The sequence below is a fragment of the Streptomyces galbus genome (assembly GCF_005280195.1).
Taxonomy (GTDB): Bacteria; Actinomycetota; Actinomycetes; order Streptomycetales; family Streptomycetaceae; genus Streptomyces; species Streptomyces galbus.
Window position 1 is genome coordinate 272,861 of sequence record NZ_SZPR01000012.1, and the last position, 14,658, is coordinate 287,518.

Annotated in this window: 10 protein-coding genes and 1 pseudogene; 4 read left to right on the plus strand and 7 right to left on the minus strand. The window is 68.4% G+C overall.

Translation table 11 applies throughout. The features are described 5' to 3' along the window. Positions 1-44: 44 nt before the first annotated feature. The 6 genes from E4U92_RS14230 to E4U92_RS14255 form a co-directional block, all read right to left on the minus strand. Entirely contained in the window at positions 45-833 is a 789-nt protein-coding gene (locus tag E4U92_RS14230) for an ABC transporter permease (protein WP_137300741.1), read from the minus strand. Next, entirely contained in the window at positions 830-1,807 is a 978-nt protein-coding gene (locus tag E4U92_RS14235) for an ATP-binding cassette domain-containing protein (protein WP_229862114.1), read from the minus strand. The genes E4U92_RS14230 and E4U92_RS14235 overlap by 4 nt, the downstream gene beginning before the upstream one ends. 72 nt (positions 1,808-1,879) lie before the next feature. Continuing rightward, positions 1,880-2,722, minus strand: coding sequence for a DUF4097 family beta strand repeat-containing protein (locus tag E4U92_RS14240; RefSeq protein WP_137300743.1), 843 nt, complete (start codon positions 2,720-2,722; stop codon positions 1,880-1,882). Positions 2,723-2,825: 103 nt separating this feature from the next. Continuing rightward, a complete protein-coding gene (locus E4U92_RS14245; protein ID WP_137300744.1) occupies positions 2,826-3,341 on the minus strand; it encodes a toxin-antitoxin system HicB family antitoxin in 516 nt (171 codons plus the stop codon). A 417-nt stretch (positions 3,342-3,758) separates the two neighbouring features. Continuing rightward, the gene (locus tag E4U92_RS14250) at positions 3,759-4,139 is read right to left on the minus strand and encodes an STAS domain-containing protein (RefSeq protein ID WP_241681779.1); all 381 of its coding nucleotides are present in this window, start codon (positions 4,137-4,139) and stop codon (positions 3,759-3,761) included. Positions 4,140-4,156: 17 nt separating this feature from the next. After that, positions 4,157-5,641, minus strand: coding sequence for a PP2C family protein-serine/threonine phosphatase (locus E4U92_RS14255; RefSeq protein WP_137300746.1), 1,485 nt, complete (start codon positions 5,639-5,641; stop codon positions 4,157-4,159). Positions 5,642-6,136: 495 nt separating this feature from the next. On the opposite strand from E4U92_RS14255, the gene E4U92_RS35890 reads away from it, so the two are divergent. Together E4U92_RS35890 and E4U92_RS36615 are read left to right on the plus strand one after the other, a co-directional pair. Then, on the plus strand, positions 6,137-6,550 hold the full coding sequence (locus E4U92_RS35890; protein ID WP_168725114.1) for a hypothetical protein: 414 nt from the start codon (positions 6,137-6,139) through the stop codon (positions 6,548-6,550). A gap of 30 nt (positions 6,551-6,580) precedes the next feature. Then, a complete protein-coding gene (locus tag E4U92_RS36615; protein WP_229862026.1) occupies positions 6,581-10,195 on the plus strand; it encodes a PDDEXK family nuclease in 3,615 nt (1,204 codons plus the stop codon). A gap of 28 nt (positions 10,196-10,223) precedes the next feature. Here the strand turns inward: E4U92_RS36615 and E4U92_RS14270 are convergent. Next, positions 10,224-10,959, minus strand: a pseudogene (locus E4U92_RS14270) (IS5 family transposase); the annotation flags it as partial. Positions 10,960-11,034: 75 nt separating this feature from the next. Here E4U92_RS14270 and E4U92_RS14275 point away from each other — a divergent pair. Together E4U92_RS14275 and E4U92_RS14280 are read left to right on the plus strand one after the other, a co-directional pair. Next, positions 11,035-13,164: an AAA family ATPase gene (locus E4U92_RS14275; protein ID WP_229862117.1), complete on the plus strand. Its 2,130-nt coding sequence runs from the start codon at positions 11,035-11,037 to the stop codon at positions 13,162-13,164. Further along, a complete protein-coding gene (locus E4U92_RS14280; RefSeq protein ID WP_168725116.1) occupies positions 13,142-14,638 on the plus strand; it encodes a UvrD-helicase domain-containing protein in 1,497 nt (498 codons plus the stop codon). The genes E4U92_RS14275 and E4U92_RS14280 overlap by 23 nt, the downstream gene beginning before the upstream one ends. The last annotated feature ends 20 nt before the right edge of the window (positions 14,639-14,658 follow it).

Sequence of the window (14,658 nt, forward strand, 5' to 3'; positions counted from 1 at the left end):
CGCCGCCCGGGAGCCGGCCGCGGTGCGTCGTGGGCCTCGGCCCGTTACTTCGGGTCCCGCTCGAAGAGCGACTTCGACCAGAAGTAGCCGAGCGCGGACAGGCCCACGCACCAGGCGACGGCGAGCCACCCGTTGTGGCCGATCTCGGTCCCGAGGAGCAGCCCGCGCAAGGTCTCGATGGCGGGGGTGAAAGGCTGGTACTCGGCGATCGGCTGGAACCAGCCCGGCATGGTGTCGGCCGGGATGAAGGCGCTGGAGATGAGCGGCAGCAGGATGAGCGGCATGGCCATGTTGCTGGCCGCCTCGGCGTTCGGGCTGGCCAGTCCCATGCCGACCGCGATCCAGGTGAGCGCCAGGGCGAACAGTGCGAGCAGCCCGAACGCCGCCAGCCACTCCAGCGCCGTGGCGTCGGTGGACCGGAAGCCGATGGCCGCCGCGACACCCCCGACGATGACCAGACTGATGAGCACCTGCAGCACACTGCCGACCACGTGCCCGATGAGCACCGAGCCGCGGTGGATCGCCATGGTGCGGAAGCGGGCGATGATGCCCTCGGACATGTCGGTGGAGACGGACACCGCGGCCCCGATGACGGTGCTGCCGATGGTCAGCATCAGGATGCCGGGGACGATGTAGGCGATGTACTCGGAGCGGTCGGCGCCGCCGCCGATGCCCGCGCTCATCACGTCGCCGAAGATGTAGACGAAGAGCAGCAGCATCATGACGGGCGTGAGCAGCAGGTTCAGCGTCAGGGACGGGTAGCGCCGGGCGTGCAGCAGATTGCGGCGCAGCATCGTGTTCGAGTCGCGGACCACGAGGGACAGGGCGCTCATCGGGCGGTCTCCTTGTGCTTGTCGGTGCCGCCGGTCAGGGCGAAGAAGACGTCGTCGAGGTCGGGGGTGTGCACGGACAGCTCGTCCGCCTCGATACCGGCCGCGTCCAGCCAGTCGAGCAGGGAGCGCAGTTCGCGCTGGGTGGCGTCGCTGGGGATGCGCAGCGCGAGCGCGTCGTCGTCGCGGTTGGCCTCCCGCAGCGCGGCGACGGCGGTGTGGTAGACCGCCGGGTCGGTGAAGCGGAGCCGGACGTGCCCGCCGGGGATGAGCCGCTTGAGCTCCTCGGCGCTTCCCTCGGCGGCGATCTTGCCGTTGTTCAGGACGGCGATGCGGTCGGCGAGTTCGTCCGCCTCCTCCAGGTACTGGGTGGTGAGGAAGACCGTGACGCCGTCGGCCAGCAGCTCGCGGATGATCTGCCACATGTTGTGCCGGGAGCGGGGGTCGAGCCCGGTGGTGGGTTCGTCGAGGAAGATGATCCGCGGGTCGCCCACCAGGGTCATCGCCAGGTCCAGGCGGCGCTTCATGCCGCCGGAGTAGGTCGAGGCGGGCTTCTTCGCCGCGTCGGTGAGGTCGAAGCGCTCCAGCAGTTCCGCGGCCATGCGCCGGCCCTCCTGCCGGGGCAGGTGCTGCAGGTCGGCCATGAGGAGCATGTTCTCCTCCCCGGTGATCAGGCCGTCCACGGCGGAGAACTGCCCGGTGACGCCGATCGCCGCACGCACGGCCTGCGGATCGGTGGCGACGTCGTGCCCGCCGACGCGCAGCTCACCCGCGTCGGCGGTGATGAGCGTGGAGAGGATCTTGACGGCGGTGGTCTTGCCCGCGCCGTTCGGCCCGAGCAGGGCGAACACGGAACCGGTCGGGATGTGCAGGTCGATGCCGTCGAGGACCGTCTTGTCACCGAAGGACTTGCGCAGACCGACGGCCGAGATCGCGGCCGGGGGCGGCCCGTCCTCACCCTTCCTGGACATGGGCATGACAGAAGAAGGCATGGAGCGCTCCCTTTCGGAGGCTGTCGTGGCGGGGGATGAGCGGTGTGCGGGTGGTGTTCAGGCCCGGGCGCGGCGGATGTCGATGTTGCCCCAGTTGGACCGGGCGTGGATCCGGACGGTCTCCTCGGTCTCCTCCGGTGCGTCGGACGCGGACAGGGTGTTGCGCACCTGCCCGCGCTTGGAGCTGACGTCGAGCCAGGCGGCGGTGCCGCCGCGGATGCCGACCTCGATCGGGCCGTTGGAGGTCTCCAGGTGGACGGTGCCGCGCGCGGCATCGTTGACCCGGAGGTGGCCGTTGGTCGTGGTGCCGGTGACCGACGACTCGACCCGTGCGATGTCGATGCCGCCGTTGACGCCGTTGACGCGCAGTTCGCCGGTCACGGCGTCCACGGTGGTGCTGCCGTGGGAGTTCTTCAGGACGGCGGGCCCGTCCACCACTCCGATGCGCAGGTTGCCGGAGTTGGTGGTGATCTCGGCCAGGCCCTCGACCCGCTCCACGGTGACGGAGCCGTGCGAGGCGGTCAGCTGGAGCGGTCCGGTCGTGTCGAGCCGGACGCCGCCGGCCGCCGTCTTGATGCGGACCTCGCCGAGCCGGCCCTCGCCCAGCACCTCGGCACCGGCACCGGAGACGTCGATGCGCGAGCCCGTGGGCAGTTCCACCGTCACGTCGACGGTGCCGGAGCGTCCGACGAGGTTGGCCTTGGGGGTCTTGACGGTCAGAGCGCCGTTCGCGTACGAGACCTCGGTCTGCTCCACCACCCGCGTGTCCTGGTCGCGCTCGGGGTCACGGGGCTCCACCGCGACGACGGTGTCGGTGCGGTCGCCGGCGGTGAACCGGATCGACCCGGAGTAGACGTGGGCCGTGACCGAGATGGGCTCGGGCGTGTCGAAAGAAGGCATGGCAGTACTGTCCTCGTGGCTCGTCGGGCCGCCCCGCTGGTGGGACGTGGTGGGTGATGCGGTGCGAACGGGGGCCGGGGCTGTGGGCCGTGGGCGGAGGGGGCTAGCGCACCCAGCCCGTCAGGCTCTGTCCGACCGTGCGGGTCCTCTGCGTGGTGCGTGCCGGGGTGCCGCCCTCGACCGCGGCGGCCACCGCCCGGACCAGCCAGGCGTTGACCGACAGGCCCTCGCGGTTCGCCGTCTCCTCGGCACGGGCCTTGAGGTGGGCGGGCAGCCGCAGATTGATGCGGGCGGGGCCGCCGCCCTCACTGTCGGCCGGCACCTGTGTGGCAGGTGGTTCGACGGTCCTCACCGGTTCGGCGGGGGTGTCGTCGGCGGGCGGGAGGGTCACGACGAAGTCGGGCTCGAGGCCGCGCAGCCGTACGTCGACCGAGCCGGGGGCGAGCTCGCGGGTGATCTCGTCCATCGCGGCGGACAGGACGTTGAGCAGGGTCAGGCGGGTCGCCGACTCCAGGGGGGCGGTGAGACGCTCGGCGAGCGCGCGAGCTTCCTCCCCTCCGGCTTCGGCGGCCACCGCGAGTTCGCGGCGGAGGGTGTCGACATACGGGCTGAGGTCCATGCCGTCAGAATGGCACCATTATGGCGCCACACGCAAGCTCGAATGGCACTATGTGGCGAACAGGTGCGCGGAAGGGTGCGTACTCCCTGGTCCAAGGGGGCGTACGAGGTTTTCGAGGCGCCATCCACGTAGATACGCCCGAGTGCGAGGCGCCGCTGCGTGATGCCGGATGGCACCATGTGGCGCCATCGGTGTCGCGGGATGGCGCCAGAGTCATACCGTGGACCGTGACAGGGCGGCCGACGGGTGGTGGAGGACTGGCCCGGGCGTGGACGGACCGGTGTGATCGCGGCTGACCGCGAGGCGTCACGGCCGCCCCGCGGTCACCTGGAGCCACGCGGGGGCGGTCATCGCGCCGGCGCGCAGGACCCAGGCAGGCATCGCCGGTACGGACGCCCCATCGACGCGTCGGCGCCATCAGCTCAGGATGTGATGCCCTTCGGTCGGCTCACTGTCGGCGATCATGGCGCTGACGGCTTCCTCGGTGGTGGCATGGACCGACAGAATCGTGTCGACACCGGTGAGGACGAGCATCCGCATCAGACGGTCGGGGACGTTGGCGAGTCGGAGTGCGCCGCCCACCGCCTGGGTGGCGTGCCACAGACCGATGAGCGCGCTCAGACCGGCCGAATCGCAGAAACCGACCTGGGACAGGTCCAGGATCAGGTGCGGGCACCTGCGCTGGATGATGTCCGAGGCTTCGCGGCGCAGGGTGTCCGCGGTGTGCAGGTCCACGTCGCCGGCGACCGTGGCGATCGCGAGGCCGGGACGGGGATGCTGGACGGTCAGCTGCAGCATGTCGGTCACGTCGGTCGTCACTCCTGGCCGAGGTGTTCGGGCGCGGCGGCGGTGCGTGCGGTGGCAGCGACAGCGCCGTCGGGTGTGGCGTGGGGGTGGGGGACGGACAGGGCCAGCAGAGCCACGTCGTCGCGGGCTCCGTCGGGCAGTGAGGCCAGCAGGGTGACGCTGTCCTCGACCAGGGAGGTGGCGGTGACGGGTGCGGTGCGCTGGTGGAGGAAACCGGTCAGGCCGTCCTCACCGAGCAAGGCTCCCTCGGTGGTGCGGGCCTCGGTCAGCCCGTCCGTGTAGAGGAACAGGCTCTCACCGGCCGCCAGGGAGAACGTGGTCCGGGCGAACGGGGCCTGGGGGAAGGCGCCAACGAGCATGCCGCCCTGGGGGCGTACGGCCCGCACCCAGACGGCGCCGCTGTCGTCGGGGCGCACGTGGTAGGCCGGCGGGTGGCCGCCGGTGGCGAGGGTGACGGTGAAGCCACCGTCCTTACGGGGCTCGAGGAGGCCGAACAGGACCGTGCAGAAGCGGCGGCCGGCGGTGACGTCGGTGAGCAGCATGGTGTTGAGCGCGCTCAGCACGGCAACGGGGTCGGCCTCGATCTGGGCCGTGGCGCGCAGGGTGTGGCGGGCCAGGGCGGTGACGGTCGCCGCCTCGGGGCCCTTGCCGCACACGTCACCGAGGAAGAACGCCCACCGGTCGCTGTCGAGGGGGAAGACGTCGTAGAAGTCGCCGCCCACGTCGTGGGCGGAGGCGGTGCGGTAGTGGCAGGCCAACTCCAGGCCCGGTACCACGGGAAGGGCCGGGGGCAGCAAGGTGCGCTGGAGGGTGGAGGCGAACGCGGCGATGGCGGCCTTGTCCTGCTCCGCCTTCTCCCGTGCCGCCCGTTCCGCCTCGGCCCGCGCCCGTTCCGCTTCCGCGTGCCGCCTCTCCGCTTCCCGGCGGCCCTGCTCGTCGCGCAGGGCGCGCATCGCCGACAGCCGCAGCTCCATCTCGTCCAGCACGATCGCCGCGAGATCGGCGAGGGTGGCGGTGTCCTCCTCGGTGATCGAGCGTGGCCGGGTGTCGAGGACGTTGACCGTGCCGAGCTTGTGCCCGTCGGGGGTGACGATCGGCGCGGCGGCGTAGAAACGCACGCCCATTTCTCCGGCGACCAGCGGATTGTCCGCCGCGACGGGGTCCTTGAGGGTGTCGGGGATGACCATCGTGTCATCGCGCAGGACCGCCGAGCCGCACAGCCCCGGATCACGGCCGATCTCGGCGACACCCTCCAGGCCGTGAGCGGCCTTGAACCAGATGCGGTCGGTGTCCACGATCGTCACCGTCGCCACCGGCACGTCGAAGAGCCGGGCGGCCATCGCCGCCACCCGGTCGAACGCCCCGTCGGGCGGCGTGTCGAGGATGTCGTAGCGGCGCACCGCCGCGATCCGGGCCGCTTCCGCATCCGGGTCGGGGACCAGCTCGGGGCGGCGCCCGGGGGCCGGGTCGGTGGCCGATGCCGGCTGCGTCATCGGCTTTCCTCTCCGTCGTGGGCTGCCGCCGTGAACGGCACGAACCGACGCAGCCTAGTTCGCCAGCAGGCCGGAACGCCAATGCCGCCGTCAGCCGGGCGTTAGGCAGCGGCGCCCCGCGGCTGACGACACTGCGGTCTTTCGCTCGACCATCGACTTCGACGTGTGCGTGTGTAGAGTTGACGCCGCCCTTGACCTGCACGAAGCAGGCAGGGAGCCACCTCCAGGGAGTTCGACATGCTGCGCACCATGTTCAAGTCCAAGATCTAGTATTTGGGCATTTGCGCAGCTCAGAGGCATGATCAGGTCGCTCAAGTCAGCAAGTGGTCAGCATTGGGCGCGCAAGCGTCCTGGCTTGCTGACCTGGTGACCGCCGAGGCGGTGGCCTGGGCGCAGATGCCTCGCTCCCGCTCGGAAGGGTTGCTTCGTGGCTCGTCAGCTCGCTCGCGGTATGGGGTCGTCCTTCAAGGAATGCGGCTGTGCCAGGCTGGCGCGGTGCCCGCACCCGTACACGATCCGTCTCCGCAATGGCCGGGGAAGCAGGTCGAGGAGGGCGGGTTCGACACGCAGGACGATGCGATCGAACGCCTCACGCAGATCTACCTGGAGAAGAAGCACACGGCGCCGTCTGTCGCGGAAGTCCGCCGGGAGCTGGGGCAGAAGACGGTGTCGGAATACGCGAAGCAGGGGCTGCCCCGGCAGCGCCGGATGACCGAATATGTTGACCTGATTGCCTCGCCGACACCGTCGGCCTCCAACTCGTCCAGGAAACGCTCCACAACGAGCGGCGTGACGAATATCAGCTTCCGTGAACCCAGGCACGGAACGATATGGACGTTGATAGAGCGCTGCCGACGTGCTCGTTCGTCGGCGCACCCTCAAGACGATTCTGCGGGACGCCTACGATAAGGGTGCGATGGTGGATGACCGATCAAGGGAGTGCAGGAGCCGGAGTACGTGCGACCGAGGGTGGTCATTCCGGACCTGGCCCATCTGAAGCAGGCTCTGGCTGTCGCAGGCGACGACAAGGTCACCCCCGCACCCCTGGATGGGCCCCACCCCGGCCAGCGCACCCCGGCCCGCCTTCGGCTGCCCCTCGTACGCGCTGTCTTGAGCCGCTCGATCCCACGCAGCGGCACGCCGACTGAAGCCAGCGTCCACCGCCGATCTCTGAGCTATCAGCGCCTGATCGTGCGCTTCCGCATCGTCGTGCGCTTTCGCGCGCCTGCCGGTGTCCCGGGCGTTGTCAGTGCCGGGTGCGACGATGCAGCTGTGACAAAGCCGAACCTCTCCGAATCCGGCACACTGCGAGAGCCTGAGGGCACCAGCGGTGATCGCGGACCGGCCGCGAACGTCTGGGCGCCATGTGCCGGAGATCCGAACCTGCGCACTCCTCCTCCGGCCGGTTCCCCAGGGCGCACGCCTGCGGGAGCGGATCTGGATCTGCATCTTGGCTGGGACCGTTTCGAGAAGCTGATGCTGGCCCTGGCCCGCCGTGTACTGGGCCTGCGGGACATCCGCTTTCGGCGTTACGGGGTCCAGGGGCAAGAGCAGCACGGCATCGACCTGGCTGGTCGGGAGCCGACGGGTGACTACACGGTCATCCAGTGCAAGGACTACGCGGCGTTCACCGCAAGGGACCTGCGCAAGGCGGTCGAGAAGTTCGCCGTCGGTCGGCGTCCCTTCGATGCAGGCCGTCTCATTGTGGCGACTTCTGCCTCCACCGAGGCCACGCAGCTGGCCGACGAGCTGGCCGCGCTTCAGCTCCAATATTCTGATCTCGACTTAGACCTGTGGGGAGCCGAGCAGATCAACCAGCACCTGCGCTACTGCGGCGACATCGTCGCCCAGTTCTGGACGCGGGAGACGGCGGCCGACTTCTGCACGGGCGCTCCGCTGCCAGGGGTGCCGGCTCCACCGCCGGACCGGCAGGAGCAAGCCGAGAGGGTCCTCGTCGGGCCCCTCAACACCGACGATGTGGCGCCGATGCTGCGGGCCGCGGACAGCAGGCGGACCGAGGCACCTGCGGAGTCAGCCAGGCTCTACGGAGACTTGGCGAACCGGCTGTACGTCGCCGGGTACCGGGGACATGCCACCGTCTTGCGGAGAAAGCAGCTCGAGGCGCTCCAAGAGGGCGGTCTGTTCGACGAGGCAGCCGGCTTGGCGGCCGAACTTGCCGCAGCCGCACTCCACCACGGAGACAGCGATCAGGCACGGATCCTGGCCCACCAGCTGGAGCAGTTCGCCCGCGACGCGGTCAGCTCCCGCACGCCAGAGGCTTCGGTCACGGCACGTCACGCCGCTCTCATCAACGCGGCCGTCCAGGACATCGCCCACCCTCTGACCATGAGCCGTCTGGCCCCCGCCCTGGAAGCCGGCGACAAACACGTTCCCGACTACCGGCCGCTTCTGGTCCTCATGCATGGCGAGTACCGGCTCGCCACTGAGTTCCATACGCTCGAGGAACTCGACGGCCTCATCAGTGCAGCCCTCGCACAGGCAAAAGACCAGCCAGTAACGGAACAGACGCAGGACATTGTTGTGCGCCTGCGTCTGCTGCGAGCCGAATACGACATCGCGCAACGGCAGGAGTTGCTCCGCGAGGCCAGACGGCACCGGATGAAGGGCCGGCACGCAGCACTCGTCAGTGCGCGCGAGGCGCGACGCTGCGCCCTCGAAGGCCGGGCAGAGGAAGCAGTGGAGAACTGGAGGGATGCCGTCCAGGACGGCATCCACGCGGGACTTGCCGAAGAGGCCGCCGACTGGCTTTACGCCATCCGCGCGGCCAACGCACGGTACGGACCGTGGATGACCGAGATCGATGACGAGCATCGCCTTGCCCAGGCGCTGCGCACGACGGGCACCGGTCGCCTGTTGGACCGCATCCGGGACCCCAGAGCACAGGCGATGTCGGCGCTGGTGAGGGGCAAGCCCACCGAGGCGGTCCTTGCGGCCCGGCGCTGGCTGGCCGACAGCGTGGTCACCGGGAGTTGGGCGGACGAGAGCGAAGCCGTGACGGTGCTCGCGGACCTCTACCGCGACCACAGCGAACCCGCCCTGGCCGCGGCCTACTACCAGCGCGCCGGAAGCAGCGAGAAGCTCGAACAGCTCACCAAGGGCATGGGAGATGAACTGCTTCCCCTGGTGCCCGGCGTGAGCCAGCCGTGGTGGGTCCTGCGTGCACGGGCAGCCCTCATTGCGGCACAAGCCGACCTGGGCGAGGACGCGACGGCCCACGAGCTGTTCGAGGAGATGCTGGACCTAGCCGTACGCGGCAGGGCTGGTGAACTCGTCGATTCGCCTACACGGTCCCTGGCCGTGCAGGCCGCGAAGAGCGCCTGCGCTCTCGCCTCGCGCAGTTCCCCTGAACAGGCCGCAGCACTGCTGGACCTGCTCAGCTCCGACGTCCCCCGCCAACCCCATCAGTACAGTTACACCGACGACGAGCACGCGACCGCATGCGTGGCCATCGCCATGGCACACCCCGAACTCGCCATGCGCGCCCTCACCAGGCTGTTCGATCTCGCCGACGTCCACACCGACAAAGCTCTGAACGTACTTCTAAGGGATCAGACGCTGCGCCTACTGGGCGCCTGGCCGCAGGGCGACAGCTCGGCTGTCGGCACTGCCTCCTGCACCCCGCTGAGCGATGACGAACAGAACACCCTGCGCGGGCGAGCCGACGAGCTGGTCAAGCGGGAACACTACCTGTCCAACGTGATCCAGGCCGCCCTCACCCCCGGCCATCCCGACGTTCAGGAGCGCGCCAGGACGGCTCGGGATCGCATCCTGAGTCGGCCTGAGCCGGAGCCCAACTCCATGTCCCTGGGCAGCACGATGGTTCCCGACTCGGCCATGGTCTGTCACCTCGCCTCCGATGATCAGCGCGCCTGCCTGAACAAGCTCCTTGCCGTGGCGCGTGATCGACGAGAGTCGGCGTCCAACCGGCAGGACGCTTTGACCGGCGCCCGCAATCTCGTCGTCGACCAGGAGTCGGAGACCAAGGGCACCACCTTCCGTGCGAGTCAGCCCTTCGCCCTGGGCGCGCTCGACGGAAGCCGACTCGACGAGTTCACGGGCCAGGCCCACCCCCTCAGTACCTTGAAGATCAACCTGGGATCCTCGTCGCTGCGCGGCCCCGGACTGCGCCTGGCTGCTGCCTCAGCGACAACAGCCGACGAGCAGGAATGGGTCAAAGAACTGGCAGTTGAACTCCTGCGCAGCGACGATGCCCATGACGTCCAGGAAGCAGCCCTGACACTCAACAGCCTCCCAAGCGACGTCACATGGGACATTGACGCCCGCGCTCTGGCCGACCACAGCCATGTCACGGCTCGGCAGCTCAGCGCAGTGCTGTGTATGCAGCAGCCCCAGCGCTTTGCCGATACCACGGCTCGTCTTGCCGCAGACCCGAGCGTCCGAGTGCGCCGTACTCTGGCCGAAGCGGCGACAGCTCATCCAGGCCCCGACGCTCCACCAGTAGTCGCGGGACTTCTGGACCGTCTCGGCAAGGACCCCCGGCACAGTGTCCGCGTCTTGGTGCGAGTCCGGTAGAACAAATCTTAGGTGGTGTCCGCAATGCAGGGAGCCCGAGTTGTAGGCAGGCAAGGGTGACCATGGCTTGGGACTGGCAGCCGCGCTTGTCGTACCGGGTGGCCAGGACCTTGTGGTGCTTGAGTTTGTTGCAGCAGCGTTCGACGACAGTGCGGCGCCGGCAGGCGGCACGGTCGAGGTAGTAGCGTCGCTCACCGCGCCGGATACGGCCGTTGATCTGGTCGTTCCGTTCCGGGATGGCCGCCCTGGTGCATCGCCTGGGCAGGTAGGCGCGGATGTTCACGGACGAGTAGCCCTTGTCCGCGGCGACCTGCTCCGGTCTGGACCGTGGCCGGCCCAGGGCGCGCGATCCTGATGCGGGCCATTACTGCCTCGAGCTGGGTGCAGTCGTTGACGTTCCTGGCGGTCAGGGTGAAGGCAAAGGTAAGGAGGCGGCCGTGTCCGTCGCAGGCAAGACGGATCCATGTGGCCAGTCCGCCGCGAGACCGGCCGATCACCTCGCCCGGCCAACGCCCTCTTTTCGGGCTCCGCCGCATGCTGGTGGGCCCGCACGGTGGTGGAGTCACGATCCGCCAGTCGACGGTGCCCACGGCATCGCAATGCTGCTGGGCGTTGGCCAACAGGCGGTCCCAGGTGCCATCGGCCGACCAGCAGCGGAAGCGTTCGAAGACCGTCTTCCACGGGCCATAGCGTTCGGGCAAATCCCGCCAGGCCGAGAACGGCGAGTCGTCCGCGCCCGGCCGCCGCGGGGGTGCGGGGCTGGGGGCAGCGGTCATGGCAGGGATGATAAGAGCTGTTGCACCATCAGCGTCTGGGGGGAACTGTTGTATTTGAACCGCGTGAAGGTTGCTGGTCTGCGGGCGAGCGCCGAAGGGGAGATCGATTGTCAATTGCCTGGGCGTTTCAGTGTCCTGATCGGAGCCAACGGGGCCGGTAAGACGACGATCACCGATTCGTTGTACCTGGCGCACACCAGCCGGTTCCCCCTGCTGCCCCGGCAGAGTTCAGCCGTGTTGGGCACCGGTGGCACGCCGGGGGTCGAGGTGCAGTACCGGCTGGAACCCGCGATGGAGGCCGAGGGCCCCTTGGGGCAGCACATCCGCGACACCTGGCACAGTCCTGCTGACGGCGTTGCCCAGAAGTGGTTCTCGGACCTCGAGCGGAACCTGGGCACGGTCCGTGCCCGGGTCGACCACGACCGCATATTGCAACGCGGGCTGGGGACTGACCCGTTCAAGTTCATCTACCTGCCGGCTTGGCGGCATCCCCTGGACGAGCTGGCTCGTCGTGAGACTCGGATCCTTATCGAGCTGCTCCGAGCCCAGCAGGAGCGTCTCGACGGCAGCCGCAGCCTGGTGCCACTGCGGGTGAAGGCCTCCCGACTTTTGGAGAACCTTGCCAAGGACGGGCTCATCGCGGCCGTTGAGGAGCGCGTTGGCGCGCATCTCGCCGCGCTTACTTCCGGGGTGCAGCGTCAGTGGCCATTCGTGCGGGGTCAAGTGATAGACGATTCCTACCTCGCGCGGGTGCTGGAACTGATGCTGGCTGTTGTCGAAGGGCGCTCGTCGGCCCGCCCACTGGAGGTCTCGGGCCTGGGTTACGTCAACCTGCTGCATATGGCGGTGACGCTGGCTGCGATACCCGACTCTGCTGCCCGCGCTGCGGCTGCAGCGAAGGCGCCGGACCCGGCCGAAGATGTCGAGGGATTGTCCCCGGCCGATGAGGAACGACTGGCCAGGGAGAGAAACACACAGGCCATGGCAGAGGCCGAGTCCGAGGCAGACTCCTTTTTCCCTCGCGCCCAGTTCCACGCCACCGTCGTCATCGAGGAACCCGAAGCTCATCTTCATCCTCAACTGCAGCATGCTCTGGTGCGCTATCTGCGGAAAACCGTGCGGGAGCGTCCCGAACTCCAGATCGTGCTGTCTAGTCACGCTACCGACATCATCACCTCCTGCGCCCCCGAAGACCTCGTCGTCGTGCGGCGCACGCCGGAGGGCCAGCGGGTCTGTCGGCCCATCGCGGGGATTGCTATGACCGAGCGGGGCAAGACGCTGCGCATGGCCCGCCTGCACATGGACGCCAGTCGCTCTGCCGCGCTGTTCGCCGAACGGCTCGTCGTCGTCGAGGGCGTGACCGAGGCAGCCCTGCTGCGGGACTTCGGCCGAGCCTGGGCCGGCACGGACGAGGCGAAGCGCGCCTTTGTCGAGGCGCTCAGCATCATGCATGTCGGAACCAAGGTGGGACCATGGACCTCTCGCCTCTTGGCGACGAAGGGCTCAGAGATCTGTACCCGGCTGGCGGTGCTGCGGGACAGTGATAAGCCGTTCGCCGAGCAGCCCGAACCCCCCAGCTGGCTCGCCGAGCACGATCCGGCGGTCGTACAGGCCTTCATCAGCCACCCGACGCTGGAGCCGTCCATCACGCAGGGAAACGAGCAGCTCATCAGGACAGCGTTGCGTGACATCGACGCAGCGACTCCTGTACCGATCACCCCGCAAACGGTGCATGATCTCTTCAAGAGCAAACGGAAAGGGAAGAAGGGAGCCCCTGATACCTCTGAGGGGCCGCACAAGAAGGACAAGGCGGCCTTCGCCGACGCACTGGCCTTCCGCCTGAGCGACGCGATCGACCGCGGTGACCCCGTCCACGTCCCGAACCATCTACAGCAGCTGTTCGACTTTCTCTTCCCCCATTCCGCAGACCCGCCGGGCGACGACGGTTCGAAGACGGATGAAGCAGAGCGCGAGGACGTCTCCTCTGGCGTGTCTCCTGCCGTTCCTGACATCGCGCCGTTCGACGCACCGGCCCCGCCACCGGAGTCTGCGCCGACCGGAGGGTGGCCCACCGCTCCGACACATTTCGCAGACCCCGATCCCTGGGCAGTCGCAACTCGGAACCCTGACACGTGGGCAGACGCTCCCTGGGGGAACCCCCCGTACGGGGATGGCGACGATGACCAGAGCTGACACCGCCGACTCGCTCACCACTGAGCAACTGATCGCGGCGGCGACGCCGCACCGTCGCGTCTACATCGAAGCTGCCCCCGGTTCCGGCAAGACCACCGTGGCCGCTCAACGCTTCGGCGTCCAGCGTTTCAATGGCAATGACCAACGGGCGGTTGTCGCCGTCAGCTTCACTCGCTCCGCAACCGCCGAGCTCCGCGACCGTGTGCTGCGCCACTGGGGGCGCAGCGTCCTTGACTGGCCGCACCGCGTCGTCACACTCGACACCATCGTGTGTGAGCTGCTCACCCACCTTCTGCACACCGGCCACGTGCGCTGGCCCGCAGACCACTGCGAGCTCACGGTCGTCGACCACTGGCGGGTCCTGCTGCCTACTCGGTGGAGCGACTGGGAGCCCACCGTCGTCTTGAGGACAGGACAGGTCGTGGCCCAGACCGTTCGCCGTGCCAGCAAAGCAAACAGGCCCAACGCAGACGACGTCCGCACGGCGCTGAGCGAGGGGTACTGCACCCACCAGGACGCACGCCACGTCTTCGAAACAGCCCTGGACGCGCCCGGCGTACGCGACGTGGTGCGCACCCGCCTCGCCCAGACAGCGCGAGCTCTGATCGTCGACGAAGTCTTTGATGCCAACGCACTCGACCTAGCCCTCGTACGACTCGCCGCCGACGCAGGGCTGGACGTCACCGTTGTCGGCGATCCGTGGCAGGCCCTCTACGCCTTCCGCGGCGCCCGCCCCGAAGAAGTCCCCGCCCTGACGCAAGAAGCCCGCTTTGTCCAGCGGGACCTGCACACCTCGTTTCGATGGACGAGCCCGCGACAAGCACTGCTGGCCGCCGAACTGCGCGCAGGACTGGGCCAGATACTCCCCAAGGGCCCGGCCGAGACCGCGGATGTCCTAATCGCTCTGCAATGGAAGAGCCTGTGGGAGGCAGGCGCTCATGTCCTGCCCCTCGCCTACAAGTCAACCACTGGAAACATTCAAGAAGCAGCCTGCACCCTGGTGCTCAGCGAAGTCACCCAGCGTATGTTCGGTGAAGACGCCACCTTCCACGCCGACGCTCTCATCACCCTCGGCATCACCCACGACGCGGCGCAACGCCTGCGCCCTCTCCTTCAGTCCATCGTTGACGACCTTGAGGGCACGACCGACACAGCTAAAGTCTGGTCCGCCCTTAACGCGGCTGTTGCCACCGAAACCGACCGCCCTCTCCCCAAAAGGCCACACGCCACCCACATAGCGCGGTTGAAGAACCTGAGTACTCGCCTCCGTAACTCCTCGCGCCTGGTCCCTGGCCTCACCGCCCATCAGGCCAAGGGCCGAGAATGGGACGTCGTCGGAGTCCGACTGACTGATGCGGAGTGCGCAGTACTACGACAAGGCCTCCGCGCGGACAGCGAAGACCATCGCAAGCTCTACGTAGCTCTCACTCGGGCCAGAACACGCACCGTACTTGTCCCGGCAAACGAACTATGACGGCCTACTGCGTCGAGAGC

Excerpts from the sequence above, each read along its gene's own strand:
- E4U92_RS14230 (WP_137300741.1), bottom strand. The coding sequence starts at position 833 with ATGAGCGCCCTGTCCCTCGTGGTCCGCGACTCGAACACGATGCTGCGC.
- E4U92_RS14235 (WP_229862114.1), bottom strand. The coding sequence starts at position 1,807 with ATGCCCATGTCCAGGAAGGGTGAGGACGGGCCGCCCCCGGCCGCGATC.
- E4U92_RS14240 (WP_137300743.1), bottom strand. The coding sequence starts at position 2,722 with ATGCCTTCTTTCGACACGCCCGAGCCCATCTCGGTCACGGCCCACGTC.
- E4U92_RS14245 (WP_137300744.1), bottom strand. The coding sequence starts at position 3,341 with ATGGACCTCAGCCCGTATGTCGACACCCTCCGCCGCGAACTCGCGGTG.
- E4U92_RS14250 (WP_241681779.1), bottom strand. The coding sequence starts at position 4,139 with ATGCTGCAGCTGACCGTCCAGCATCCCCGTCCCGGCCTCGCGATCGCC.
- E4U92_RS14255 (WP_137300746.1), bottom strand. The coding sequence starts at position 5,641 with ATGACGCAGCCGGCATCGGCCACCGACCCGGCCCCCGGGCGCCGCCCC.
- E4U92_RS14280 (WP_168725116.1), top strand. The coding sequence starts at position 13,142 with ATGGCGACGATGACCAGAGCTGACACCGCCGACTCGCTCACCACTGAG.